Source organism: Pseudomonas sp. Marseille-Q5115, assembly GCF_916618905.1.
Classification (GTDB): Bacteria; Pseudomonadota; Gammaproteobacteria; order Pseudomonadales; family Pseudomonadaceae; genus Aquipseudomonas; species Aquipseudomonas japonica_A.
Map to the genome: position 1 here is coordinate 511244 of NZ_CAKAKI010000001.1, position 23503 is coordinate 534746.

Sequence of the window (23503 nt, forward strand, 5' to 3'; positions counted from 1 at the left end):
TTTCTCGGGTGGGGTGGATCAGAACCGCAGTTGCAGGGACAGCTGCCAATAACCAGGGGCGAGGGGGGCGTTGCGGCGGTAAAGGCTGTGTTGGTAGTCCACGGCCAGGCTACCGTGGCGGTGTTCCAGGCTGGCACCAAGGCTGGCACCGACCAGGCGGTCGCCACGCGCCGGTTGTGTCTGTAGTGCGCCGCGGGTGCGGCCGCGGTTATCAGCCCAACCCGCGTCCAGGCCCAGGCTGGGTATGAGGCGCAGCCCGCCATCGAGTGCAACCGGCAAATACAGGGTATTGCGCCATGCCAACCCGTTGACTGTGTCTGCCGGCTGGCCGTGAAAGCCCCTGACCGCTGCGGTGCTCGCCAGCGCCATGGCTTCCAGATAAGGCAGGCGATCCGCGCTGTATTGCCCGGCCCAGCTGCTTGCAAGGGTCCAGCGCAGCCCGCCCCACGTGTAGCTGGCTGTACGGCTGAGGCTGGCGCGCCACTTGCCGTATCGGGCGCTCTGGGCGTCGGGGTCTTTGTAACGCCGGCCGTCGTTGCCGCTCCAGCCACCCAAGCCACGGCTGTAGCCAGCGAACGCCGACCAGGTGGCATCACCCAGCCATAGCCCGTTGAGGCCCGCTTCGATGCTCCGGTAGCGGGGGCTTTGCACGGCAATCCGCTGCGACAGCAGGTACGCGGCGTTGTGCTTGTCATCAAGGCGCAGCGTTGCGCTCAACAAGCGGCGTTGATCGCGCCACAGCGCGCGCTCCAGTGAGTAGCTCAACAGGGTGCTCACACCGCTGGTTTCGATGGGCCTCAGCAACCCCTTGGCCATGCTGCGATAGCGAAAGCGGTTGGCGGCGGCTGAAAAATTCCAGGGGCCGTAAGGGATGCTGTAGTACAGGCCGAACGTGGCGCTGCCTGAATGCCCTTGCCCAGGGGTGTACATGCCATAAAGGCTCAGGCTGTCGTTGCGTTCCAGCGGGGTGTCGAGCCCGGCGTTCAGGCTGAGGCGGTGTCGCCCGGTGCTCGAACTGCCGCCGTTGTCCAGGCCGGCGTTCAGTTGCCAGCGAGGTAACCGCTGCAGGCTTCGCAATACGATTCGCGATCCGCCCGGCAGGCCTCCCGGCATGATGTCGGCGGTAAGGTCCACGGACCGTAGCCGGTTGAGTTGATCCAAGCCCTGTTCGAGCTTTCGCAACTCCAGTGGCTGGCCAATCATCCCGGGGAAAGCCGCAGCCAGGCTGACGGGCAGGTCTTCGCCGGCGAGCTCGATCGCTTCCACAAAGCCTTCCTCGATCGCCAGTTCGAGGGGTTGCCCGTGGGTGGGCGGTGCGAGTAGCAACGGCCGGCTGGCCACGTACCCAGCGTCGGTGTAAAGCCGGGTCACCTTTGCCAGGATACGGTTGATCTGGCCTGGGTTGAGGCAAGGGTCAAGCAAGGGCTGAACAGCGTGACGCAGCGCTTCGTCGCTGATCAACCGGTTGCCCGTCAGCTGCAGGCCGTTGATCCGCCAGCAGCGGACCTGGAGGCCTTCGTCTATCGCTTGTGCGCCATGGTTATTTTCGCTCGGCGCGGGGGCGGGCGTGGCGCGTTGCAGCTGCCGCTCACGCTGGTTGCCTTCGATCACCTTGCGGTGGGCTTCGGCGTCATGGAGGAATTGCTGCAGCGCTTCGGAAGGTAGGGGCAGGGCGGGTGCCGGCTCGCGGGCATGAGCCAGGCTGCTGCAGTGAGCAAGGACGAAACCCGAAACAATCGCTATGAGCTGACGCATAGAGAAAAACCACTCGAATGAATGGTTTTACCTTACGGGGTTGCGCTTAGCCATGGTGTGAGGCGGGGGATGAACGTGTTGCAGGAAGGCGGTGCGGCTTGCGCGGGAAATGTCCTAGGACAACCCGCGGAAAGTTGCGTCAAGGCCGGATTTCGATCAGCGTGCCGTCTTTCACCAGGCTCCATACCTCTTGCATGTCGGCGTTTTTCAACGCAATGCAGCCGTCGGTCCAGTCCAGCGACTGGAAGTACCATTCCGGGTACTCCTCGCTGGCGGGGGTGCCGTGGATCATGATCATGCTGCCGGGTTCTACCCCGGCCGCGCGCGCCTTGGCAGCGTCTCGGGCATTGGGGTACGAAAGGTGAATGGCGAGGTTGAAGCGATCGCTCACCTTGCGCCAATCCACCCAGTACAGCCCTTCCGGGGTTCGTTTATCGCCCTCGCGCTCCTTTGCGCCACGCGGTTGCTTGCCAAGGGACACCCGGTAGGTTTTGACCGCTACGCCATGGCTGAGCAACTGCAACTGGCGGGTAGATTTGATCACCAGCAGTTTATCCACGGTGGCATTAGGGGCCAGAGGCGACACCGCGGGAGCATTCAAGGGGCGGGTGATGATCGTCTGGGTAAAAGTGGCATTGGCCATGGTCGCGAACGACAGGCACAGGAACGCAAACAGCACACGCATCGACAGAGCAAACCCCAGGGAAGAAAAGCTGGTTTATTCCTGCCGGCAAGGTAGGCCAGGCAGGGCAACCTGCATTCTAAGGTACCCGGAGCGCGGGGGGAAAGTTTGATTGTTTGAGCAGGCCATGGCTCGACCAACCGGCACTTTGGGGTTGGGCAATACGCGGGTTTGTTGCATGATGGACGGCAGGTCAAGTGACGGGGAAAACCATGCTTGAGGAGTTGCTGCGCCGTATCGGCAATCACGTTCCGCTTACGCTCGAAACCGACAAGCGGTTCCCTGAGGCAGCGGTACTGATTCCGCTCACGCGCGGCGATAATCCGGAAATGATCCTTACCCTCAGGGCCAGCGGGCTGTCGACCCATGGGGGCGAAGTGGCGTTCCCGGGCGGGCGCAGGGATCCGGAAGACCCGGACCTGGTGTTTACCGCACTGCGCGAGGCCGAGGAAGAAATCGGCCTGCCGCCGGGGATGGTCGAAATTGTCGGGCCGCTCAGCCCGCTGGTGTCTCGCCATGGTTTGCAGGTTACGCCGTTCGTTGGGCTGATTCCCGATTACGTGGAATACCGGCCCAACGATGCCGAGATCGCTGCGGTATTTTCCGTGCCGCTGGCGTTCTTCCGTGAGGATCCTCGCGAGCATACCCACCGTATCGACTACCAGGGGCGTAGCTGTTACGTGCCGTCTTATCGCTACGAGGATTACAAGATCTGGGGGCTTACGGCCATCATGATCGTGGAGCTGGTAAACGTGTTGTACGACGCTGGCATTGACATGAGCCGCCCCTCCGGGCCGTTCAGCGTGCCGTGATGGATTCAAGCGTGATGGATTCGAGGAATAACCCGGTGGAAGTGCAAGCCGAGCGCCCGGTGCGCTCTCCCTGTGTAAACGTCTGCGCCCTGGACGATCATGATGTGTGCATCGGCTGCCAGCGCACCGCAGAGGAAATCACCCGCTGGGGGCGCATGAGCAACGACGAACGTCGGCAGGTCATCGCGCTCGCCGTGGAGCGTGCCCGGGCCCAGGGTGTGATGCTCTGAGGCCATTCCCATACAGCCGCATGAAAGGGCGCCTCTGGCAGGAACGCTGATGTAGAATGCGCGGCTTTCAGGGTTGCGAACCGGGCGGCCCTCGATTCACTCACCTTGAGGACCTCACATGACCCGTATCGGAACCCCCCTGTCCCCAACGGCCACCCGCGTCTTGCTTTGTGGCTCTGGCGAGCTGGGCAAGGAAGTGGTGATCGAGCTGCAGCGCCTGGGCGTGGAAGTGATTGCCGTGGACCGCTACGCCAACGCGCCGGCCATGCAGGTGGCCCACCGCAGCCATGTGATCAACATGCTCGACGGTGCGGCGCTGCGCGCGGTGATCAAAGCCGAGAAGCCCCACTACATCGTGCCGGAAATCGAAGCCATCGCCACCGCCACGCTGGTGGAACTGGAAAACGAAGGCTTCACGGTCATCCCTACCGCGCGTGCGGCCCAGCTGACCATGAACCGCGAGGGTATCCGCCGCCTGGCCGCCGAGGAGCTGGGGCTGCCCACCTCGCCCTATCGCTTCGCGGACACGGTCGAGGACTACCGAGAGGCCGTTCAGGCGCTGGGCTTCCCTTGCGTGGTCAAGCCGGTGATGAGTTCCTCCGGCAAGGGTCAGAGCCTGCTCAAGGGTGAAGACGACGTTCAGCGCGCGTGGGAATACGCCCAGGAAGGCGGGCGCGCCGGCAAGGGCCGGGTGATCGTCGAGGGGTTCATCGACTTCGATTATGAAATTACCCTGCTTACCGTGCGCCATGGCGCCGGTACCACCTTCTGTGAGCCTGTCGGGCATCGCCAGGAAAAAGGCGATTATCAGGAATCCTGGCAGCCCCAGGCCATGAGCGAAAAAGCCCTGGAGGCTTCCCGCGAAGTCGCCCGCGCCGTGACCGAAGCCCTGGGTGGGCGCGGCATGTTTGGCGTAGAGCTGTTCATCAAGGGTGATCAGGTGTGGTTCAGCGAAGTGTCGCCGCGCCCGCACGACACTGGCCTGGTCACCTTGATCTCGCAAGACCTGTCCCAGTTCGCCCTGCACGCTCGCGCTATCCTTGGCCTGCCAGTGCCAGTAGTGCGCCAGTTCGGGCCATCGGCTTCGGCTGTGGTGCTGGTGGAAGGCACGTCCCAGCAAACCGCTTTCGCCAACCTTGGCGCTGCCCTCAGCGAGCCGGATACGGCCCTGCGCCTGTTCGGCAAGCCGGAAGTCAACGGTCAGCGGCGCATGGGTGTGGCGCTGGCGCGGGACGAATCCATCGAAGCGGCCCGCGCCAAGGCCACGCGCGCGGCCCAGGCCGTGAACGTCGAGCTGTAACCGTCATGGGGTATGCGGGCCATCGCCAATAGACCAGGCCCGCAAGCCGTTGTTCAGAGGCTCTTGTCTCGGGTTTCCTTCAGGCACATCACGGCCAGCAGGCTGATCAGGGCGGCGGCGGACACATAGCCGCCCACCCAGCTCAGGCCGCCCATGGCCACTAGCTTCTGCGCGAAGAACGGCGCCGCCGACGCGCCCACGATGCCGCCCAGGTTATAGGCCGCCGATGCGCCGGTGTAGCGCACCCGGGTAGGGAACAGCTCGGGCAACAGGGCGCCCATGGGTGCAAAGGTCGCCCCCATCAGCAACAGCTCCAGGCTCAGGAACAGCACCACGCCCGTGGTGGAACCCTGTGTGAGCAGCGGCTCCATCGCAAACCCCGACAGCAGTGCGAGCACGCCGCTGACCAGCAGCACCGGCTTGCGCCCGTAGCGGTCGCTCAGCCAGGCAGACACCGGCGTGGCTGCCGCCATGAACAGCACCGCGAAGCACAGCATGGCAAGAAAGCCCTGGCGGCTATACCCCAGGCTGGTGACGCCATAGCTGAGCGAAAACACCGTGGAAATGTAGAAGAGTGCATAGCACACCACCATGGCCGCGGCGCCCAGCAGCATGGGCCGCCAATGCTGGGTGAACACTTCCATCACCGGTACCCGGGCGGTTTCGTGGCGCGCGAGGGCGGCCGCGAATACCGGTGTTTCCGCCAGCTTGAGGCGTACATACAAACCTACTACTACCAGCAACGCGCTCAACAGGAACGGCAGGCGCCAGCCCCAGCTACGAAATTGCTCGTCATCCAACCCCAAGGCCAGGCCGAGGAACAAGCCATTGGCCGCAAGAAAGCCAATCGAAGGGCCGAGTTGCGGGAACATGCCGAACCAGCCGCGCTTGCCTTTCGGCGCATTTTCGGTGGCCAGCAGCGCGGCGCCACCCCATTCACCGCCTAGCCCCAACCCTTGGCCGAAGCGCAGCACGCACAGCAGCACAGGTGCCCAAAGGCCAATCTGCTCATGGCCCGGCAGCACGCCAATCAAGGTGGTGCACACGCCCATCAGCAGCAGCGAGGCGACCAGGGTCACCTTGCGGCCTACGCGGTCACCGAAATGCCCGAACAACGCAGAGCCTAGTGGCCTGGCCAAAAAAGCGATGCCAAAGGTGAGAAAGGCGGACAGCATTTGCGCGGTGCCGGAGCTCTGCGGAAAAAATACTGGGCCAATTACCAGCGCGGCGGCGGTGGCGTACACATAGAAATCATAGAACTCGATCGCGGTACCGATGAAGCTGGCAGTGGCGACGCGGGCAGGGGAGTTGACAGGGTGTGCCGAGGGCACGTCGTCGCAGGCGAGGGTGGTAGCGGTCATGGGTGTCTCGACAGTCATTGGCCATGGGCGGCAAGGGCCGCGCTGGCGGATTGTTTTGATCCTCGCTGAACCGCGCCCCCGGATCGGGGTAGCGCCGCCTTTTCGGGTTGAAAAAGGCAAGCGCGGCGTTCAGCTGGGCTGACTGGCCAGAAACGTGCGGCGCGGGTGGCACCGGCTTCGGCGGGCTTGGGTAAGCCCTCGGAGTATAGGAAGCGCTGCCCTGGCGGGCAATCGTCACAACGCGGGAGGGGCGACTACGTGTTGCCAGGCAAGCAGCCGCTTTACGCGGTTTTCCTCGGTTTCGAGGATTTCCATGCGATAGCGGCCGATCTTCAGGCACACCGCTCGCTCAGGAATGGACTCCAGCGCTTCGGTGACCAGGCCGTTGAGGGTCTTGGGGCCGTCGCTGGGGAGGTGCCAGCCCAGCACCTTGTTCAAGTCGCGCAAACTGGCGGCGCCGTCGAGAATGTAGCGGCCATCCGGTTGCGGGAAGACATGAGGGTGGCTGCCGGCTTGCTCGCTTTCGAACTCGCCCACGATTTCCTCGAGGATGTCTTCGAGGGTTACCAGGCCAAGCACCTCGCCGTATTCGTCGACCACCATTCCCAGGCGACGCTGCTGCTTGTGGAAGTTAAGCAGCTGGATGTGCAGCGGGGTGCCTTCCGGGACGAAGTAGGCCTCGTAGCAGGCACCGAGCAAGGCTTCTTCGGTCAGGCTGCGGCTGGGCAACAGGTGGCTGATCTGCCGGGTATTGACCACCTTGTCCACCTGGTTGATGTCGCCCCGGAACACCGGCAGGCGTGTGTGCCGGCTGACCATCAGCTGGTCGATGATCTGCTCGAGCGGGTCGTTCAGGTCCAGGCCATCGACCTCGTGGCGGGGCACCAGGATGTCGTTCACCGTCATGCGGTCCAGGCCCATGATGCTGCTCACCGCGTTCTGTTTCGCTGCCCGGCCCTCGGCTTCCCGCACCTGAGACGAGGCAGGTTTGCGCTGTGCGTCACGGCCCGATGCCGCCGGAGCGGTGGCGGCAGGGCCGATGAGCGCCTTGACCAGGCGCTGTTGCAGGCCTGCCAGCGGCGCGAGCAGGCGCACGGGCAACCACAGCAGCACGCCTGGCTGAACGAAATGATCCGGGTAGCGTTGAGCGAGCAGGCGGGGAAGGGCGCCGGTGAGCAACGTAATGCCGAGCCAGGCAAGCACCGCGGCCCAGGCCGCCCCGGCCGCGCCGTGGTGCTGATCTGCGAGCAGCACGGCCAGGCTGACAATGATCACCTGAAACACCAGCCGGGCCAGCCCCACGCTTACCCGTTCCTTGTCGGATGAACGCTGGCCACGGCCAGTGCGTGCGCGCCGGGCGTGCTCGAAGGTACCAATGCTGGCGGCCCACAACAGCGCCAGGGCGATGGCGCCTGCCGCCGGTGCCACGGTCAAGGAAGTCATGGCTGGCTCTCAGATATGAAGGATGTATTCACGAACCAGCTTGCTGCCGAAGTAGGCGAGCATCAGCAGCACGAAGCCTGCGAGGGTCCAGCGGATGGCCACGTGGCCTCGCCAGCCCAAGCGGGTGCGGCCCCACAGCAATACGCTGAACACCACCCAGGCCACGCAGGAGAGCAGCGTTTTATGCACCAGGTGCTGGGCGAACATGTTCTCGAGGAACAGCCAGCCGGATATCAGCGACAGCGACAACAGTACCCAGCCCGCCCACAGGAACCCGAACAGCAGGCTTTCCATGGTTTGCAGGGGAGGGAAGGCGCGGATCGGCCCCGAAGGATGCTTGTGCTTGAGCTGGTGATCTTGCACCAACAGCAGCAAGGCTTGGAACGCCGCGATGGTGAACACGCCATACGCCAGAATGGACAGCAGGATATGCGCGAGGATGCCCGGCTCGTCGTCGATCACCGGTACGGTGCCGGAGGGCACGAACTGAGCGACCAGGGTAGTAATGACCCCAAGGGGGTAAAGCAGCACCAGGAGGTTTTCCACGGGCAGGGACGCGCAAGCCAACAGCGTGAGGGCGATCACTGCGGCGGCGATGAGGTTTGCCGCGGTGATGAAATCCAGGTTGAGGCCGCTGGGCGCCAGCATTTGCGAGGACAGGGCCAGCGCGTGCAGCAGCACGGCAAGTATGCCCCCACCACACAGCAGGCGCTTGTTGGACCTGGCCCCATGGGCAAGCCGCGCGCCCTGATAGACCGTGACCGAGGCGTAGATCAAGGCAGAGGCAAGGCTGGGTAGCAAACTGGAGGGCAAGGGAAGCATAGGTCCTGACGAGCGGCCACTAAAGAAGCGAGTGTGGCATAGAACCTTCGCCCGGATAAAGACTGCCGCACCGCCCCGGTGTCGGCCCGGGCAACTTCCCGTTATAATCGCCGGTCTTCCCTTGCCCGTGGCCAGAGCACATCGGCAGGCCGCATGCCACTTCGGTTCGACGGAGCCTGTAAGGATCGCCCATGTTTGAAAATCTTTCCGATCGTCTCTCGCAGACGCTTCGCCATGTCACCGGCAAGGCGAAGCTGACCGAAGACAACATCAAGGACACCCTGCGCGAAGTGCGCATGGCGCTGCTCGAGGCGGACGTCGCGCTGCCGGTGGTGAAGGACTTCGTCAACGCCATCAAGGAACGTGCGGTTGGCACCGAGGTGTCCCGTAGCCTCACCCCGGGCCAGGCGTTCGTGAAAATCGTGCGCGCCGAACTCGAAGCGGTGATGGGCGCGGCCAACGAAGACCTGATGCTCAATGTGGCACCGCCCGCGGTGGTGCTCATGGCCGGCCTGCAGGGCGCGGGTAAAACCACCACCGCCGCCAAGCTGGCGCGCTTCCTGAAGGAGCGCAAGAAGAAGTCGGTGATGGTGGTGTCGGCGGACGTGTACCGCCCCGCGGCCATCAAACAGCTCGAGACCCTGGCCAACGATGTCGGGGTGACCTTCTTCCCGTCCGACATCAGCCAGAAGCCCGTGGCCATCGCCGAAGCGGCGATCCGCGAGGCCAGGCTCAAGTTCATTGACGTGGTCATCCTCGACACCGCCGGCCGCCTGCACATCGACGCCGACATGATGGCCGAGATCCAGGCGCTGCATGCTGCGGTCAAGCCCGTGGAAACGCTGTTCGTGGTAGACGCCATGACCGGCCAGGACGCGGCCAACACCGCCAAGGCGTTCGGTGACGCGCTGCCGCTTACGGGCGTGGTGCTGACCAAGGTCGACGGCGACGCCCGGGGCGGTGCCGCGTTGTCGGTCCGTTCCATCACCGGCAAGCCGATCAAGTTCATCGGTATGGGCGAGAAAACCGAAGCACTCGAGCCGTTCCACCCGGACCGTATCGCTTCGCGCATTCTGGGCATGGGCGACGTGCTCAGCCTGATCGAGCAGGCCGAGCAGAACCTCGACAAGGAAAAGGCCGAGAAGCTCGCCAAGAAGATCAAGAAGGGCAAGGGGTTCGACCTCGAAGACTTCCGCGACCAGCTGCTGCAGATGAAAACCATGGGCGGCCTGGGCAGCCTCATGGAAAAGCTGCCCAACATCGGCGGCGTCAACCTCTCCCAGATGGGCAATGCCCAGGGCGCGGCCGAGAAACAGTTCAAGCAGATGGAAGCGATCATCAACTCGATGACCCCGGCCGAGCGTCGCGATCCCGAGCTGATCAGTGGCTCGCGCAAGCGCCGTATCGCCATCGGTTCGGGCACCCAGGTGCAGGACGTGGGGCGCCTGATCAAGCAGCACAAGCAGATGCAAAAGATGATGAAGAAATTCTCGGCCAAGGGCGGCATGGCGAAGATGATGCGCGGCCTTGGCGGCATGATGCCCGGCGGAATGCCTCGCCTCTGAGGCGCGGTAACCATGCGTGCGTCGGGGTTTCCGACGCCGTGCCGGGAGCAGGGGTAAAAGAGGTTTGCAAAAATCCCTGCATTCCTTGAGAATATGCGGCCTTTCGGGCACCCGTGCCCGCTGTGCCTTACAGATTTGCAGCACCGACAACAGGAACGATGTTCACATGGTAACCATCCGTCTTGCCCGTGGCGGCTCCAAAAAGCGCCCGTTTTACCACCTGACCGTGACCGACAGCCGCAATGCGCGCGACGGTCGTTTCAACGAGCGTGTTGGCTTCTTCAACCCGATCGCCAACGGTGGCGAAGTTCGCCTGTCCGTCAACCAGGAGCGCGTAAGCTACTGGCTGTCCCAGGGCGCACAGCCGTCTGAGCGCGTTGCTCAGCTGCTGAAGGACGCTGCCAAGGCTTCCGCCTGAGCAGTATGAACGACACGCCAGACTCCGCGGATGACCTCATCGTCATCGGCAAGATTGTTTCGGTGCACGGCGTTCGTGGCGAAGTGAAGGTTTTCTCCTTTACCGACCCGATTGACAACCTGCTGCAGTACAACCGCTGGACGCTTCGGCATGAAGGCATCGTCAAGCAGGTGGAAATGATCAGTGGCCGTTCCCAGAACAAGGTCCTGGTCGCGAAGTTGAAAGGTCTCGACGACCGTGAAGAGGCGCGCCTCCTCGCCGGTTACGAGATTTGCATCGCGCGCAGCCTGCTGCCCGACCTCACCGACGGCGATTACTACTGGTATCAGCTCGAGGGTTTACAGGTCATCAACGGCGAAGGGCACGTATTGGGCAAGATTGATCATCTGCTCGAAACCGGCGCCAACGATGTAATGGTGGTCAAACCCTGTGCGGGTAGCCTGGATGATCGCGAGCGCCTGTTGCCCTATACGGACGACTGCGTGCAAGCCATCGACCTCGGTGCCGGCGTCATGAGGGTTGAATGGGATGCGGATTTCTAGGCCATGGCGAGCCTGCGCATAGAAGTCATCACCCTGTTTCCCGAGATGTTCTCGGCCATCAGTGATTACGGCATTACCAGCCGCGCGGTAAAGCAGGGTCTGCTTCAGCTGACCTGTCGCAACCCGCGGGCCTACACCACGGACCGTCATCACACAGTGGATGATCGCCCGTTTGGCGGTGGCCCTGGGATGGTAATGAAGATCAAGCCGCTGGAAGATGCCCTGGCCGATGCCAGGCAGGCAACCGGGGGCAAGGCGAAGGTGATCTACCTTTCGCCGCAAGGCCGGCGCCTTACTCAGGCGGCGGTGAAGGAACTGGCAACCGTGGATTCCTTGATCCTGATTGCCGGGCGTTATGAAGGCATCGACGAGCGTTTCATTGAAGCGCATGTGGATGAAGAGTGGTCGATTGGCGATTACGTGTTGTCCGGTGGCGAGCTGCCGGCCATGGTGCTGATTGATGCGGTTACACGTTTGCTGCCTGGAGCTTTAGGGCATGCAGACTCCGCGGAGGAGGATTCCTTCACGGACGGCCTGCTGGATTGCCCGCACTACACCCGACCTGAGGTGTATGCGGAACGGCGTGTACCCGACGTGTTGCTTAGTGGCAACCATGCACACATCCGGCGCTGGCGTTTGCAGCAGTCCCTTGGGCGGACCTACGAACGACGTGCCGATCTTCTGGAAAGTCGCTCACTTTCTGGAGAAGAGCAAAAGCTGCTGGCGGAGTACATCCGCGAGCGGGACGATAGTTAACGTATCGATGGCAAACGAACCATTTGCCTTAGGAGCACAGCATGACCAACAAGATTATCCTTCAGCTCGAAGCCGAGCAGATGACCAAGGAAATCCCGGCCTTCGCACCAGGCGACACCGTTGTCGTTCAAGTGAAGGTAAAGGAAGGCGAGCGTACCCGCTTGCAGGCCTTCGAGGGTGTTGTCATCGGCAAGCGTAACCGTGGCGTCAACAGCGCTTTCACCGTTCGCAAGATCTCCAACGGTGTTGGTGTTGAGCGTACCTTCCAGACCTACAGCCCGCAGATCGACAGCCTGGCCGTGAAACGTCGTGGTGACGTGCGTAAAGCCAAGCTGTACTACCTGCGCGAACTGTCTGGCAAGGCCGCCCGCATCAAGGAAAAACTTTCCTGATAGCGGCTTGAGCTCAGGCTCTCCCGAAAACCCCGGCCCTCGCGCCGGGGTTTTCTGTTTTCGGGTTTCTGTTTCTGCCTTACAGACGCAGCCGCGATGTCGGGCACCTATGGATCGGCACATGCTAGGATTCTGCCCTTTGCCAACCCGAAGCCGCCATGCCCGCCCTCGATCACGCCCTTATCGACCAATTCCTCGACGCCCTGTGGCTTGAAAAGGGCCTGTCCGAAAACAGCCGCAGCGCGTATCGCAGCGACCTGGCCCATTTCAATGGCTGGCTGATGGAGCGGGGCATAGATCTGCAGGCGGCGGGCCGCGATGCGTTGCTCGACTACCTCGCATGGCGCGTCGACAACCAGTACAAGCCCCGCTCGACTGCACGTTTCCTCTCCGGCGCGCGGGGGTTTTATCGGTACCTCCTGCGTGAAGAAATCATCGCTGTGGACCCCACCTTGCTGGTCGAGCTGCCCAATCTCGGCAAGCCTCTGCCCAAAAGCCTGTCCGAAGCTGATGTCGATGCGCTGCTCGCCGCGCCAGACCTCGGCGAAGCCATTGGCCAGCGTGATCGCGCCATGCTTGAGGTGCTGTACGCCTGCGGGCTTCGAGTGACCGAGCTGGTAAGCCTTACTCTGGACCAGTTGAACCTGCGCCAGGGCGTGGTGCGTGTGATGGGCAAAGGCAGCAAGGAGCGCCTGGTGCCCATGGGGGAGGTGGCGATCAGTTGGCTGGAACGCTACCTGCGCGATGGCCGCGCAGAGCTGCTGAACGGCCGCCCCAGCGATGTGGTGTTTCCCAGCCTGCGGGGCGAACAGATGACCCGCCAGACCTTCTGGCACCGCATCAAGCACCATGCCCTGCGTGCGGGCATCGACAAGGCCCTTTCACCGCATACGTTGCGGCATGCGTTTGCCACGCACCTGCTGAACCACGGCGCAGACCTGCGTTCGGTACAGCTGCTGCTGGGCCATGCCGACCTCTCCACCACGCAGATCTACACCCATGTGGCGAAAGCCAGGCTGCAGGAATTGCACGCCCGGCACCATCCGCGCGGCTGAAAGATCGTACACATTCGTTGACGTGTGCCGCAGTCGGCCCCGCGAGCCTTATGTGGTAGTCTTTGCCGTCAGTTATGCCCAGCCCGCCGCTTCGTATCATCCCCGGCCGGCCTGGGCTGTTCGTCCGCCGCCTCAGGAGTTCTCATGCGCGTGACACGTCTTTTCGCGGCCGCCGCCCTGGCGTTGGTCAGTACTTTTGCACTGGCCGATGACGCCGAGCAGGCTATCCGCAAGACACTCGACACCCTTCAGCTGGATGTGCCCATCGAAGCCGTCTCCAGCAGCCCCATCAACGGGCTCTACGAAGTGCGGCTCAAGGGCGGGCGGGTGTTGTATGCCAGTGCCGACGGGCAGTTCGTGATGCAGGGTTACCTGTACCAGATGCAGGACGGCAAGCCGGTAAACCTCACCGAGAAAACCGAGCGCGCCGCCATTGCCAAGACCATCAATGCCATCCCGAGTGGCGAAATGGTGGTGTACCCGGCCGAAGGCGAGGCCAAGGCTCATATCACGGTATTCACCGATACCACCTGCCCTTACTGCCAGAAGCTGCACGCTGAGGTGCCCGAGCTCAACCGCCGCGGTATCGAAGTGCGTTATCTCGCCTTCCCGCGCCAGGGCCTGGGCTCCGAGGGCGACCAGCAGTTGCAATCGGTATGGTGCTCTTCCGACCGCCGCGCTTCGCTCAACAAGCTGATCAATGGCAAGGACGTGGATGCCGCCAAGTGCGCCAACCCCGTGAGCAAGCAGTTTGCCCTGGGCCAGAGTATCGGGGTCAGTGGCACGCCAGCGATCATCCTTCAGGACGGTCAGGTCATTCCGGGCTATCAGCCTGCGGCGCAGGTGGCGAAGATCGCCCTGGCCGCGCAGTGACAGGCGATTCAAAACACAGGCCGCGATAATCGCGGTGCTATCCGCGGCCGGCGTACACGCCGGCCGTTTCATGGGGAGTCAAGAGTGAAACCGGTCAAAGTAGGCATCTGTGGGTTAGGTACCGTCGGTGGCGGCACCTTCAACGTACTTCAGCGCAACGCCGAGGAGATTGCCCGCCGTGCCGGGCGTGGAATCCAGGTCGCGCAGATTGCGATGCGTTCGCAAAACCCCGATTGCCAGATTACCGGTACCCCCATTACCAACGATGTCTTCGAAGTGGCCGGTAACCCGGACATCGACATCGTTATCGAACTGATCGGCGGCTATACCGTCGCTCGCGAGCTGGTGCTCAAGGCCATTGAAAACGGCAAGCACGTGGTTACCGCCAACAAGGCGCTGATCGCCGTGCATGGCAATGAGATCTTCGCCAAGGCGCGGGAAAAAGGCGTGATCGTGGCCTTCGAAGCGGCGGTCGCGGGTGGCATTCCTGTCATCAAGGCCATCCGCGAAGGCCTCTCGGCCAACCGGATCAACTGGGTCGCCGGTATCATCAACGGCACTGGCAACTTCATTCTCACCGAAATGCGCGAGAAAGGCCGTACCTTCCCGGACGTGCTGGCCGAAGCACAGGCCCTTGGCTATGCCGAAGCGGACCCGACCTTCGACGTGGAAGGTATCGACGCAGCGCATAAGCTCACGATTCTGGCGTCCATCGCATTCGGTATCCCGCTGCAATTCGAAAAGGCCTATACCGAAGGCATCTCCAAGCTCACCACCGCCGACGTCAACTATGCCGAAGCGCTGGGCTACCGGATCAAACACCTCGGCGTAGCGCGCAGTACCGCAGCGGGTATCGAGTTGCGGGTACACCCCACCCTCATCCCCGCCGATCGCCTGATCGCCAACGTCAATGGTGTGATGAACGCCGTGATGGTGAACGGTGATGCGGTAGGTTCCACACTCTTCTACGGTGCTGGCGCCGGCATGGAGCCTACGGCCTCCTCGGTAGTAGCCGACCTGGTTGACGTGGTACGCGCCATGACGTCCGATCCGGAGAACCGCGTGCCGCACCTGGCTTTCCAGCCCGACTCCCTTTCAGCGCACCCGATCCTGCCCATCGACGCCTGCGAAAGCGCCTACTATCTGCGTATCCAGGCCAAGGACCACCCGGGTGTACTGGCCCAGGTAGCCAGCATTCTGTCGGCGCGTGGTATCAACATCGAGTCGATCATGCAGAAAGAAGCCGAAGAGCATGATGGTCTGGTGCCGATGATTCTTCTGACTCACAAGGTTGTGGAAAACCGTATCGACGACGCTATCAGCGCCCTCGAAGCGCTGGATGACGTAGTAGGAAGTGTGGTGCGTATCCGGGTCGAACACCTGGCCTGAACCCAGCCGCAAGCCACAAGCGGCAAGCTTCAAGCAACAGCGGGATCGCAGTGTCCCGGAGCTTGCTGCCCTGACATGAATTAATTACCACAGCGGTAGCAGCCCGTGCTGCAAGTCGTGAAGCCCACGCGGCTTTTGCTTGCAGCTTGCAGCTGAAGGCTTGTAGCTCAAGCCCGGCCGCTCAAACCAAAGGTTTGCCCAACATGCGTTACATCAGTACCCGCGGCCAGGCACCCGCGCTCAATTTCGAGGAAGTGCTGCTGGCTGGCCTGGCCACCGATGGTGGCCTGTATGTACCAGAAAACCTTCCACGGTTTACCCAGGAAGAGATCGCCTCCTGGGCTGGGCTGCCCTACCACGAGCTGGCGTTCCGAGTGATGCGCCCGTTCGTGACCGGCAGCATTGCCGACGGCGACTTCAAGCAGATCCTGGAACAAACCTACGCAAACTTCTCGCACGCCGCCGTTGCGCCACTGCGCCAGCTGAATGGCAATGAATGGGTGCTCGAGCTGTTCCACGGGCCCACCCTGGCGTTCAAGGATTTCGCCCTGCAACTGCTCGGCCGCCTGCTGGACCACGTACTGGCCAAGCGTGGCGAGCGCGTCGTGATCATCGGTGCTACCAGTGGCGACACCGGCTCGGCGGCCATCGAAGGCTGCAAGCACTGCGAGAACGTCGACATCTTCATCCTGCACCCGCACCAGCGGGTATCGGAAGTTCAGCGCCGGCAGATGACCACGCTGTTTGGCGACAACATCCATAACCTGGCGGTGGAAGGCAACTTCGATGATTGCCAGGAGATGGTAAAGGCCAGCTTCGCCGACCAGAGCTTCCTGAAGGGCACGCGCCTGGTGGCAGTGAACTCGATCAACTGGGCGCGGATCATGGCCCAGATCGTGTACTACTTCCACGCGGCCCTTCAGCTGGGCGGCCCAGCGCGCTCAGTTGCCTTCTCGGTGCCTACCGGTAACTTCGGCGACATTTTCGCCGGTTACCTGGCCCGTAACATGGGCCTGCCCATCAGCCAGCTGATCGTTGCTACCAACCGCAACGATATCCTCCATCGCTTCATGAGCGGCAACCAGTACGTGAAGGACACCCTGCACGCCACGTTGTCGCCATCCATGGACATTATGGTGTCTTCGAACTTCGAACGCCTGCTGTTCGACCTCCACGGCCGCAACGGCACCGCCATCGCGCAGCTGATGTCCAGCTTCAAGCTGGGCGGTGGCTTCAGCGTGGAAGAAGACCGCTGGACCGAAGCGCGGCGCCTGTTCGACTCACTGGCCGTGACCGATGAACAAACCTGCGAAACCATCGCTGAAGTGTTCGCGAGCACCGGTGAAGTGCTGGACCCGCACACGGCCATTGGCGTACGGGCAGCCCGCGAATGCCGCCGCAGCCTGGACACGCCCATGGTGGTGCTGGGCACTGCCCATCCGGTCAAATTCCCTGAGGCAGTGGAGCAAGCCGGCGTAGGCAAGGCCTTGCACCTGCCAGCTCATCTGGAAGACCTGTTCCAGCGGGAGGAGCGTTGCACGGTGCTGCCGAACGACATCACCGCTATCCAGGCCTTCGTGAGCGCCCACGGTAACCGCGGCAAGCCGCTGTAATACGTTGCCTTTACGGCGGTGGCCCGGGGCGCTTGTAGGAAAACGCTCTTGGTCCCGCCGTCCTCCGTCGACTTTTCCTGCAAGCCTTTCGGATCATTCCTATTTAGCCTTGAGTGTGCGTTATTTAAGGTGGCGGTCGTTCCCACTTTCGAGGCCGCAACCATGCGTTCGCTCAAGGTTCTCGTCGTAGAGCATCAACCTGCCCGCCTGCTGCAACTTCATCAAATGCTCAATGCCTGCGGTGTCTATGGCGTTCGGGTAGCAGAGGATCCTGCCTCGGCCCGTCGTACCCTGGAACGGCAGGGGCCAGTCGATGTAGTGGTATTTGGAAGCCAGGCCACCTCGGCGCTCATGTTCCTGGATGCGTTGGCAGCGTCCGGTGAAACCGTAGGGGTGATTATCCAGGGCCGTAGCGAGTGCCCCGAAACCACCGCCGCCGTCCGGCGCGCCCGTCAGGCCGGCTTATGGGTACTGGGTGTGCTGCCCTGGGGCCAGGCGGTGTGTCCGCTGCACCAGATGCTCTGCCGTTTCAAGGTGCACGTGGCCGAACCGCTTATCGCTTGAGGTACCTTTCATCCTGCCGTTGCGCTTGTTGGCCCCGGCTACCCGAACTTTTGCCAAGCGGTGATGGTCATTTACTGGCACTGAAATGAATTTCGGGTAAACAAGGGTGATCGAGATGGAAAACATCAGCTTATTGTTAAGTGATGCGCTGGCACCTTACTGCGTCAGCCTGGCTCCGTCGGATCTCCAAGATCGTTTTCGTGTCACGGTAACCGACCAGGCCGGCGCGGCCATCCTCCACAGGGACGTTCCGAAGTCGCAGTTGGCGTCCCGGTACGCCCTCACGGACGTCGTTGATGGTTTGCACCGTGACCTCATGATTGCCGAAGGCCGGCTGGAGCCAAGCACCATTGCCGCGCTACGAAGCGTAGGCACCGTTGGTCGGTTCGCGGTGGAGTTGCGTTAAGCCGGGAACCTTCACGAGGGCCTGCCCTCTTACGTTACAAGGACGCTTGAACGGCATTGTGCTCCGGTGCCGTTCAGTCGTCCGGTGACCCGAATGGGTCATGTTTGCCCCGGCCGGCCTCCCCACCGCGTCCGGGGTTTCTTTTATGCGCAAGATAAGCCCATCAGGTAAACTAGGCGCCCCCTCGCTATATCGAAGCCTGCCATGGCCCAGCCATCGACAACCTACAAGTTCGAACTCAACCTGACCGACCTCGATCGCGGTGTTTACGAAAGCATCAAGCAAACGATTGCCCGTCATCCTTCGGAAACCGAAGAGCGCATGGCAGTGCGTTTGCTGGCCTATGCCCTCTGGTACAACGAAAACCTGAGCTTCGGCCGCGGCTTGTCGGACGTGGACGAGCCCGCCTTGTGGGAAAAGAGCCTCGACGATCGTGTGCTGCACTGGATCGAAGTAGGCCAGCCCGACCTCGACCGCCTTACCTGGTGCTCCCGCCGCACCGAGCGGGTCAGCCTGCTGGCGTACGGTAGCTTGCGCGTCTGGCAGAACAAAGTCGCCGACGCCGCGCGCCCCCTCAAAAACCTCAGTATTGCCGCTGTGCCCCAAGAGGTACTCGAGGTGCTGGCCACTGATATGCCGCGCTCCATCAAATGGGACGTGATGATCGATGAGGGTACCGTATTCGTGACCGATGATCGGGGCCAGCATGAAGTGCAGCTGGAATGGTTGCTGGGGGAGCGGGGGTAAGGTCACTATGGCCGCCCTGTCGTTTCGCCGTTTGATGTGAGAACACTGCCACACATGCGTATCGAGCCCCGCCCGCTGCCCGCCGAACTGCCTTTCCTGGGTGATCTGCCACCCCTGCTTACCCGTCTGTATGCCGCCCGAGGGGTGCAAAGCCAAGCCGAGTTGGACAAGGGGCTGGCACGGCTGATCCCGTATCAGCAACTCAAGGGCATCGATGCCGCAGTGGACATGCTGGTCACCGCCATCGACCGGCGTGAGCGCATTCTAGTGGTGGGCGATTTCGACGCCGACGGCGCCACGGCCAGCAGCGTTGCGGTGCTGGGGCTGCGGCTGCTCGGCGCGGCGCATGTGGATTATCTTGTCCCGAACCGGTTCACCTATGGCTACGGCCTCACCCCCGAGATCGTTGCCGTGGCGCTCGAGCGCCAGCCTGACCTGCTGGTAACCGTGGACAACGGCATTTCCAGCGTGGAGGGCGTACAGGCGGCGCGAGATGCCGGGCTCAAAGTGCTGATCACCGACCACCACCTGCCCGGCGCGCAGCTGCCGCAGGCCGATGCCATCGTCAACCCGAACCAGCCAGGTTGTGACTTTCCCAGCAAGGCCCTGGCGGGCGTGGGGGTGATTTTCTATGTGCTCATGGCCCTTCGTGCGCAACTGCGAGCACTCGGGCGTTACGCCACGGCGCCGCAGCCCAATATTGGTGAATTGCTGGACTTGGTAGCGCTGGGCAGCGTCGCCGACGTGGTGCCGCTCGACGCCAACAACCGCATTCTTGTGCATCAGGGCCTGGAGCGTATACGCGCCGGCCGGGCGCGGCCGGGCATCATGGCGCTGCTGGAAGTGGCCCGTCGGGATCATCGCCGGCTCACGTCCACCGACCTCGGCTTTATCCTTGGGCCAAGGCTGAATGCCGCCGGGCGTATGGATGACATGAGCCTGGGGATCGAGTGCCTGCTCAGCGAAGACCTCGCTCACGCAAGAGACATCGCCGCAGAACTGGATGGCCTCAACCATGACCGCAAATCGGTGGAGCAGGGCATGCAGCGTGAAGCCCTGGCGCAGCTCAAGGACCTGCCGCTGGCCTCGATGCCGTTCGGCCTGTGCCTGTTCGAGCCCGACTGGCACCAGGGCGTTATCGGCATCCTTGCGTCACGGATGAAAGAGCGTTATCACCGCCCTACCATTGCCTTTGCGGATGCCGGCGACGGGCTGCTCAAAGGCTCGGCGCGATCGGTGCCGGGTTTCCACATCCGGGACGCCCTGGACGCCGTGGCTGCCAAGCAACCGCACCTGATCACCAAATTCGGCGGGCATGCTATGGCGGCTGGGTTGTCCTTGCCCGCCGAGCATTTCGAAGCCTTCGCTGAAGCCTTCGACAAGCAGGTTCGCGAACACCTGTGCGAAGACGACCTCACCGGCAGGCTGCTGTCAGACGGTTGCCTGGCGGTGGAAGAGTTCCACCTGGAGCTTGCCCGCGCGCTCCGTAATGCGGGGCCCTGGGGCCAGCACTTTCCGGAGCCGCTGTTCCATGGCGTGTTCCAGTTGGTGGAACAGCGGGTGGTGGGCGAGCGGCACCTCAAGGTAGTGCTCAAAAGCGAATGCGGTAGCCTGCGCCTGGATGGCATTGCGTTCGGGGTAGACCGCGAAATTTGGCCGAACCCGAGCGCGCGTTGGGTGGAAATGGCCTACAAGCTGGACGTGAACGAATACCGTGGCGTTGAAACCGTCCAGCTCATGATCGCGCACATGAGCCCTCGTTAGCGGAATCTGCCGTCTCCCTTGTGGGTCTACTACGCTGCAAAGAGTGCAAACCTTACAGCCTGATATCCCACTCGAGAGGTGCTTCATGAGCCTGTTGCTGGAACCCTACACCCTGCGTGGGTTGACGTTGCGTAACCGTATCGTGGTTTCGCCCATGTGCCAGTATTCGTCCGAAGATGGCCTCGCCAACGACTGGCACCTGGTGCATCTGGGCAGCCGCGCGGTAGGGGGCGCTGGCCTGGTGATTTTCGAGGCTACCGCCGTCACCGCTGATGGCCGCATTACCCCCGAAGACCTCGGCCTGTGGAAAGATGAACAGATCCCGATGCTTCAGCGCATCACGCGCTTCATTGAAGCTCAGGGCGCGGTGCCTGGTATCCAATTGGCTCATGCTGGCCGCAAAGCCAGTACCTGGCGGCCCTGGCTTGGCAAGCATGGCAGCGTCACCCTGGATGAAGGCGGATGGATTCCCGTAGCGCCTTCGCCCATTCCCTTCGACCCTGAACATGCCCGCCCCACCGAACTGGACGAAGCCGCGATTGCCGGCATCAAGGAAGCGTTCGTGGCGGCTGCAAAGCGTGCGCTGACCGCTAATTTCAAGGTGGTGGAAATCCACGCGGCCCACGGTTACCTGCTACACCAGTTCATGTCGCCGCTGAGCAACCGCCGCACGGACCAGTACGGTGGCAGCTTCGATAACCGCATTCGGCTGGTGCTGGAAGTGACCGAGGCTATTCGCGCGCTATGGCCCGCTGACCTCCCGGTGTTCGTACGGGTGTCGGCCACCGATTGGGTAGACGACGGCTGGAACCCGGATGAAACCGTGGAGCTGGCGCGGCGCCTGAAGGCTTTGGGTGTAGACCTGGTGGATGTGTCCTCGGGTGGCACCGCCGCCAATGCGGAAATCCCGACCGGGCCCGGCTATCAGACCCGCTTCGCCGAACGCGTGCGCAAGGAATCGGAGATTGCAACTGGTACCGTGGGTATGATCACCGACCCTGCCCAGGCGGAGCATATTCTGCGCACCGGCCAGGCTGACCTCATCCTGCTGGCCCGCGAGCTGCTGCGTGACCCGTACTGGCCGCTGCACGCCGACGACGACCTGGGCGGACGCAAGGCCACCTGGCCTGCCCAGTATCAGCGTGCCACGCACCGCGACCAGCCTATTCACGAGTCCGATCTGCGGGACTGACCTGTAATCCGTAGCAGGCTCCAACCCTGAACCGACCCCTGTGGGAGCTGGGCGGAGCCGAAGGCGTAGCTCGCGAATAAGTGCGAAATCTACTTGCGAGCTGACGCCGGATGGCCGGCCCCGCCGCTTCCCGCGGAATGGGCCAGGCTCAATGGGTCACACGTACTTACGCTTCTCCGGCGCGGGCGGGAAGTACTGGTACAGCCAGGTTTCGCTGAGGGTGCGGTCGCTGGTGCGGATGAACAGGCGCATTTCCACCGGGTCCACGCTGTCGCTGGTGGGGTACCAGTCGAAGATCACCCGGTAGCCCTTGATGTCCGGAATCACCAGCACGTGGAAGTCCTGCACCTTGCCGCTCGATACGGTGACAACCGGCTCGATCCCGGTACCTTCCGGCAGCCGGTCCAGCCCGCCGCCGGTGAAGTCGATGGCAAAGCGGCGTGCCCATTTGTCCGGGTAGTGTTCGCCCGGCGCCCAGCCTTCGAGGAACCCGCCCATGCCTGAGCGCGTGGCGTGTACCCGTGCCAATGGCGTGCCGGTAGGGGGCAGGGCGCTCCAGTAGAGCTTGTAGCCGAAGCTCAGGGTATCGCCCGCGGCAACTGGCTTTTTCGGCGTCCAAAAGGCCACGATGTTATCCAGGGTTTCGCCGGTGGTAGGGATTTCCAGCAGGTCGATCGAGCCCTCGCCCCACGCAGTGGTGGGCTCCACCCAGAGGCTTGGCCGCTTGCTGTACCAGTCCACCGTGTCCTGGTAGCTGGCGAAGTTGTGGTCGGTCTGCACCAGCCCGAAGCCCTTTGGGTTGGTGTCGGCGAAGGCATTGAACTGCAACTTGGCGGGGTTGTTCAGCGGCCGGCAGATCCACTCGCCATTGCCGCGCCACATGGCGAGGCGGTCCGAGTCGTGGATTTCCGGGTGGATGGTGTCGCACATGCGGCGCTCGTGGGTGCCGCAGCTGAACATGGTGGTCATCGGCGCGATCCCCAGTTGCTGGATGGCTGTGCGCGCGGTCACCTGCATGTCCACTGCCATCACCACTTGCTCGGCCTGGCAGTCGATATCGAAGCGATAGGCGCCCGTGGCGCTGGGGGACTCAAGCAGGGCGTAGACCACGAAACGGGTCGCGTCCTTGGTGGGCGTCTCGAACCAGAACTTGGTGAAATCGGGGAATTCTTCCTGGCGCTTGGCGTAGGTGTCCACCGCCAGGCCGCGAGCGGACAAGCCGTACTGCTTGGTGGCGTCTACCGCGCGGAAGTAACTGGCGCCCAGGAACGACACGATGTCGTGGCTGGCGATTTCCGGTGCCTTGAACAGCTTGAAACCGGAGAAGCCGAGGTCGCCCTTGAGCTGTTTCTGCTCCACCTTGCTGTCGTTGTAATTGAACAGCTCGGGGCGGAAATGCACCTCCCGCGCCTGGCGGTTGGAAGGGTCCACGCTGTACATGCGCACCGGCGTACGGAAGCCCATGCCCACGTGGAAGAACTGCACGTCCAGCTGGCCGTTGAGGTCCTTCCACAACGAGTGGTTGGCGTCGTACTGGATGGCGTTGAACTGCTGCGGGGTCATGTTCGCCAGCGTGGGCGGCAGTTGCTGTTTACGGTCCGTGTAGGGCTGGGCGGCCAGTGCCTTGGCCTGGGCCTTGAGGCCCTCGAAGTCGAAATACTCGGCGTCGCCATTGGCGGTCGCGGCCAGGGCCCGGGCGGACATCAGCGCGGTGGACGACAAGCCGGTGTAGGCCGCCAGGGCCATGGATGCTTTCAACAGACTTCTGCGGTGCATAGACAACCCTTCGGTGAAAATGGGCAACGTTAGCCAAGGAGAGGGG

The 23503-nt window shown here is 62.6% G+C and carries 23 protein-coding genes; 17 read left to right on the plus strand and 6 right to left on the minus strand.

Annotated elements, in window-relative coordinates:
- Positions 1-18: 18 nt before the first annotated feature.
- Positions 19-1755 (minus strand): ShlB/FhaC/HecB family hemolysin secretion/activation protein, encoded by a 1737-nt coding sequence (locus LG385_RS02380; protein WP_225772102.1) that lies wholly within the window; start codon positions 1753-1755, stop codon positions 19-21.
- 139 nt (positions 1756-1894) lie between these two features.
- Positions 1895-2440, minus strand: coding sequence for a L,D-transpeptidase family protein (locus LG385_RS02385; protein WP_225772104.1), 546 nt, complete (start codon positions 2438-2440; stop codon positions 1895-1897).
- A 209-nt stretch (positions 2441-2649) separates the two neighbouring features.
- Between LG385_RS02385 and LG385_RS02390 the strand changes: the two genes are divergently transcribed.
- The 3 genes from LG385_RS02390 to purT all read left to right on the plus strand — a co-directional run bounded on the left by LG385_RS02390 (position 2650) and on the right by purT (position 4779).
- Entirely contained in the window at positions 2650-3249 is a 600-nt protein-coding gene (locus LG385_RS02390; RefSeq protein WP_225772106.1) for a CoA pyrophosphatase, read from the plus strand.
- 14 nt (positions 3250-3263) lie between these two features.
- Entirely contained in the window at positions 3264-3479 is a 216-nt protein-coding gene (locus LG385_RS02395; protein WP_225772108.1) for a DUF1289 domain-containing protein, read from the plus strand.
- Positions 3480-3597: 118 nt separating this feature from the next.
- On the plus strand, positions 3598-4779 hold the full coding sequence (purT, locus tag LG385_RS02400; protein ID WP_225772111.1) for a formate-dependent phosphoribosylglycinamide formyltransferase: 1182 nt from the start codon (positions 3598-3600) through the stop codon (positions 4777-4779).
- A gap of 53 nt (positions 4780-4832) precedes the next feature.
- Here purT and LG385_RS02405 read toward each other — a convergent pair whose 3' ends face one another.
- The 3 genes from LG385_RS02405 to LG385_RS02415 all read right to left on the minus strand — a co-directional run bounded on the left by LG385_RS02405 (position 4833) and on the right by LG385_RS02415 (position 8405).
- Complete coding sequence (locus LG385_RS02405; RefSeq protein ID WP_225772113.1) at positions 4833-6140, minus strand: MFS transporter; 1308 nt, start codon at positions 6138-6140, stop codon at positions 4833-4835.
- A gap of 234 nt (positions 6141-6374) precedes the next feature.
- Positions 6375-7583, minus strand: a complete 1209-nt coding sequence (locus LG385_RS02410; RefSeq protein WP_225772115.1) for a transporter associated domain-containing protein — start codon at positions 7581-7583, stop codon at positions 6375-6377.
- A gap of 9 nt (positions 7584-7592) precedes the next feature.
- A complete protein-coding gene (locus LG385_RS02415) occupies positions 7593-8405 on the minus strand; it encodes an inner membrane protein YpjD (protein ID WP_225772118.1) in 813 nt (270 codons plus the stop codon).
- A gap of 191 nt (positions 8406-8596) precedes the next feature.
- Between LG385_RS02415 and ffh the strand changes: the two genes are divergently transcribed.
- The 14 genes from ffh to LG385_RS02485 all read left to right on the plus strand — a co-directional run bounded on the left by ffh (position 8597) and on the right by LG385_RS02485 (position 21681).
- Positions 8597-9970, plus strand: a complete 1374-nt coding sequence (ffh, locus tag LG385_RS02420; protein WP_181111378.1) for a signal recognition particle protein — start codon at positions 8597-8599, stop codon at positions 9968-9970.
- 166 nt (positions 9971-10136) lie between these two features.
- Positions 10137-10388 (plus strand): 30S ribosomal protein S16, encoded by a 252-nt coding sequence (gene rpsP, locus LG385_RS02425; RefSeq protein ID WP_109262361.1) that lies wholly within the window; start codon positions 10137-10139, stop codon positions 10386-10388.
- Between the two features lie 5 nt (positions 10389-10393).
- Complete coding sequence (rimM, locus tag LG385_RS02430) at positions 10394-10930, plus strand: ribosome maturation factor RimM (protein WP_181111379.1); 537 nt, start codon at positions 10394-10396, stop codon at positions 10928-10930.
- Between the two features lie 3 nt (positions 10931-10933).
- A complete protein-coding gene (gene trmD, locus LG385_RS02435; RefSeq protein ID WP_225772120.1) occupies positions 10934-11686 on the plus strand; it encodes a tRNA (guanosine(37)-N1)-methyltransferase TrmD in 753 nt (250 codons plus the stop codon).
- 41 nt (positions 11687-11727) lie between these two features.
- Positions 11728-12078, plus strand: coding sequence for a 50S ribosomal protein L19 (rplS, locus tag LG385_RS02440; protein WP_181111381.1), 351 nt, complete (start codon positions 11728-11730; stop codon positions 12076-12078).
- 158 nt (positions 12079-12236) lie between these two features.
- Positions 12237-13133, plus strand: a complete 897-nt coding sequence (xerD, locus tag LG385_RS02445; protein WP_225772122.1) for a site-specific tyrosine recombinase XerD — start codon at positions 12237-12239, stop codon at positions 13131-13133.
- A 144-nt stretch (positions 13134-13277) separates the two neighbouring features.
- Positions 13278-14006, plus strand: coding sequence for a bifunctional protein-disulfide isomerase/oxidoreductase DsbC (gene dsbC, locus LG385_RS02450; protein WP_181111383.1), 729 nt, complete (start codon positions 13278-13280; stop codon positions 14004-14006).
- Between the two features lie 84 nt (positions 14007-14090).
- Complete coding sequence (locus LG385_RS02455; protein ID WP_225772125.1) at positions 14091-15395, plus strand: homoserine dehydrogenase; 1305 nt, start codon at positions 14091-14093, stop codon at positions 15393-15395.
- A 203-nt stretch (positions 15396-15598) separates the two neighbouring features.
- On the plus strand, positions 15599-17008 hold the full coding sequence (gene thrC, locus LG385_RS02460) for a threonine synthase (RefSeq protein ID WP_225772127.1): 1410 nt from the start codon (positions 15599-15601) through the stop codon (positions 17006-17008).
- Positions 17009-17170: 162 nt separating this feature from the next.
- On the plus strand, positions 17171-17572 hold the full coding sequence (locus tag LG385_RS02465; protein WP_225772129.1) for a response regulator: 402 nt from the start codon (positions 17171-17173) through the stop codon (positions 17570-17572).
- Between the two features lie 115 nt (positions 17573-17687).
- Positions 17688-17978, plus strand: coding sequence for a DUF3509 domain-containing protein (locus tag LG385_RS02470; protein ID WP_181111387.1), 291 nt, complete (start codon positions 17688-17690; stop codon positions 17976-17978).
- Between the two features lie 204 nt (positions 17979-18182).
- The gene (locus LG385_RS02475) at positions 18183-18725 is read left to right on the plus strand and encodes a YaeQ family protein (protein WP_225772131.1); all 543 of its coding nucleotides are present in this window, start codon (positions 18183-18185) and stop codon (positions 18723-18725) included.
- Positions 18726-18779: 54 nt separating this feature from the next.
- The gene (gene recJ, locus LG385_RS02480) at positions 18780-20489 is read left to right on the plus strand and encodes a single-stranded-DNA-specific exonuclease RecJ (protein ID WP_225772132.1); all 1710 of its coding nucleotides are present in this window, start codon (positions 18780-18782) and stop codon (positions 20487-20489) included.
- A gap of 85 nt (positions 20490-20574) precedes the next feature.
- Entirely contained in the window at positions 20575-21681 is a 1107-nt protein-coding gene (locus LG385_RS02485; RefSeq protein ID WP_225772134.1) for an NADH:flavin oxidoreductase/NADH oxidase, read from the plus strand.
- Between the two features lie 156 nt (positions 21682-21837).
- On the opposite strand, the gene LG385_RS02490 is transcribed toward LG385_RS02485, so the two are convergent.
- The gene (locus tag LG385_RS02490) at positions 21838-23457 is read right to left on the minus strand and encodes a glucan biosynthesis protein D (protein WP_181111391.1); all 1620 of its coding nucleotides are present in this window, start codon (positions 23455-23457) and stop codon (positions 21838-21840) included.
- Positions 23458-23503: the final 46 nt, after the last annotated feature.

What these genes read in the sequence shown, in the direction of transcription:
- thrC (WP_225772127.1), top strand. Translation starts at nt 15,599, where the DNA reads ATGCGTTACATCAGTACCCGCGGCCAGGCACCCGCGCTCAATTTCGAG.
- LG385_RS02380 (WP_225772102.1), bottom strand. Translation starts at nt 1,755, where the DNA reads ATGCGTCAGCTCATAGCGATTGTTTCGGGTTTCGTCCTTGCTCACTGC.
- purT (WP_225772111.1), top strand. Translation starts at nt 3,598, where the DNA reads ATGACCCGTATCGGAACCCCCCTGTCCCCAACGGCCACCCGCGTCTTG.
- LG385_RS02465 (WP_225772129.1), top strand. Translation starts at nt 17,171, where the DNA reads ATGCGTTCGCTCAAGGTTCTCGTCGTAGAGCATCAACCTGCCCGCCTG.
- rplS (WP_181111381.1), top strand. Translation starts at nt 11,728, where the DNA reads ATGACCAACAAGATTATCCTTCAGCTCGAAGCCGAGCAGATGACCAAG.
- LG385_RS02405 (WP_225772113.1), bottom strand. Translation starts at nt 6,140, where the DNA reads ATGACCGCTACCACCCTCGCCTGCGACGACGTGCCCTCGGCACACCCT.
- xerD (WP_225772122.1), top strand. Translation starts at nt 12,237, where the DNA reads ATGCCCGCCCTCGATCACGCCCTTATCGACCAATTCCTCGACGCCCTG.
- rpsP (WP_109262361.1), top strand. Translation starts at nt 10,137, where the DNA reads ATGGTAACCATCCGTCTTGCCCGTGGCGGCTCCAAAAAGCGCCCGTTT.
- ffh (WP_181111378.1), top strand. Translation starts at nt 8,597, where the DNA reads ATGTTTGAAAATCTTTCCGATCGTCTCTCGCAGACGCTTCGCCATGTC.
- rimM (WP_181111379.1), top strand. Translation starts at nt 10,394, where the DNA reads ATGAACGACACGCCAGACTCCGCGGATGACCTCATCGTCATCGGCAAG.
- dsbC (WP_181111383.1), top strand. Translation starts at nt 13,278, where the DNA reads ATGCGCGTGACACGTCTTTTCGCGGCCGCCGCCCTGGCGTTGGTCAGT.
- LG385_RS02485 (WP_225772134.1), top strand. Translation starts at nt 20,575, where the DNA reads ATGAGCCTGTTGCTGGAACCCTACACCCTGCGTGGGTTGACGTTGCGT.
- LG385_RS02475 (WP_225772131.1), top strand. Translation starts at nt 18,183, where the DNA reads ATGGCCCAGCCATCGACAACCTACAAGTTCGAACTCAACCTGACCGAC.
- LG385_RS02415 (WP_225772118.1), bottom strand. Translation starts at nt 8,405, where the DNA reads ATGCTTCCCTTGCCCTCCAGTTTGCTACCCAGCCTTGCCTCTGCCTTG.
- recJ (WP_225772132.1), top strand. Translation starts at nt 18,780, where the DNA reads ATGCGTATCGAGCCCCGCCCGCTGCCCGCCGAACTGCCTTTCCTGGGT.
- LG385_RS02390 (WP_225772106.1), top strand. Translation starts at nt 2,650, where the DNA reads ATGCTTGAGGAGTTGCTGCGCCGTATCGGCAATCACGTTCCGCTTACG.
- LG385_RS02490 (WP_181111391.1), bottom strand. Translation starts at nt 23,457, where the DNA reads ATGCACCGCAGAAGTCTGTTGAAAGCATCCATGGCCCTGGCGGCCTAC.
- LG385_RS02395 (WP_225772108.1), top strand. Translation starts at nt 3,264, where the DNA reads ATGGATTCGAGGAATAACCCGGTGGAAGTGCAAGCCGAGCGCCCGGTG.
- LG385_RS02470 (WP_181111387.1), top strand. Translation starts at nt 17,688, where the DNA reads ATGGAAAACATCAGCTTATTGTTAAGTGATGCGCTGGCACCTTACTGC.
- LG385_RS02410 (WP_225772115.1), bottom strand. Translation starts at nt 7,583, where the DNA reads ATGACTTCCTTGACCGTGGCACCGGCGGCAGGCGCCATCGCCCTGGCG.
- trmD (WP_225772120.1), top strand. Translation starts at nt 10,934, where the DNA reads ATGGCGAGCCTGCGCATAGAAGTCATCACCCTGTTTCCCGAGATGTTC.
- LG385_RS02385 (WP_225772104.1), bottom strand. Translation starts at nt 2,440, where the DNA reads ATGCGTGTGCTGTTTGCGTTCCTGTGCCTGTCGTTCGCGACCATGGCC.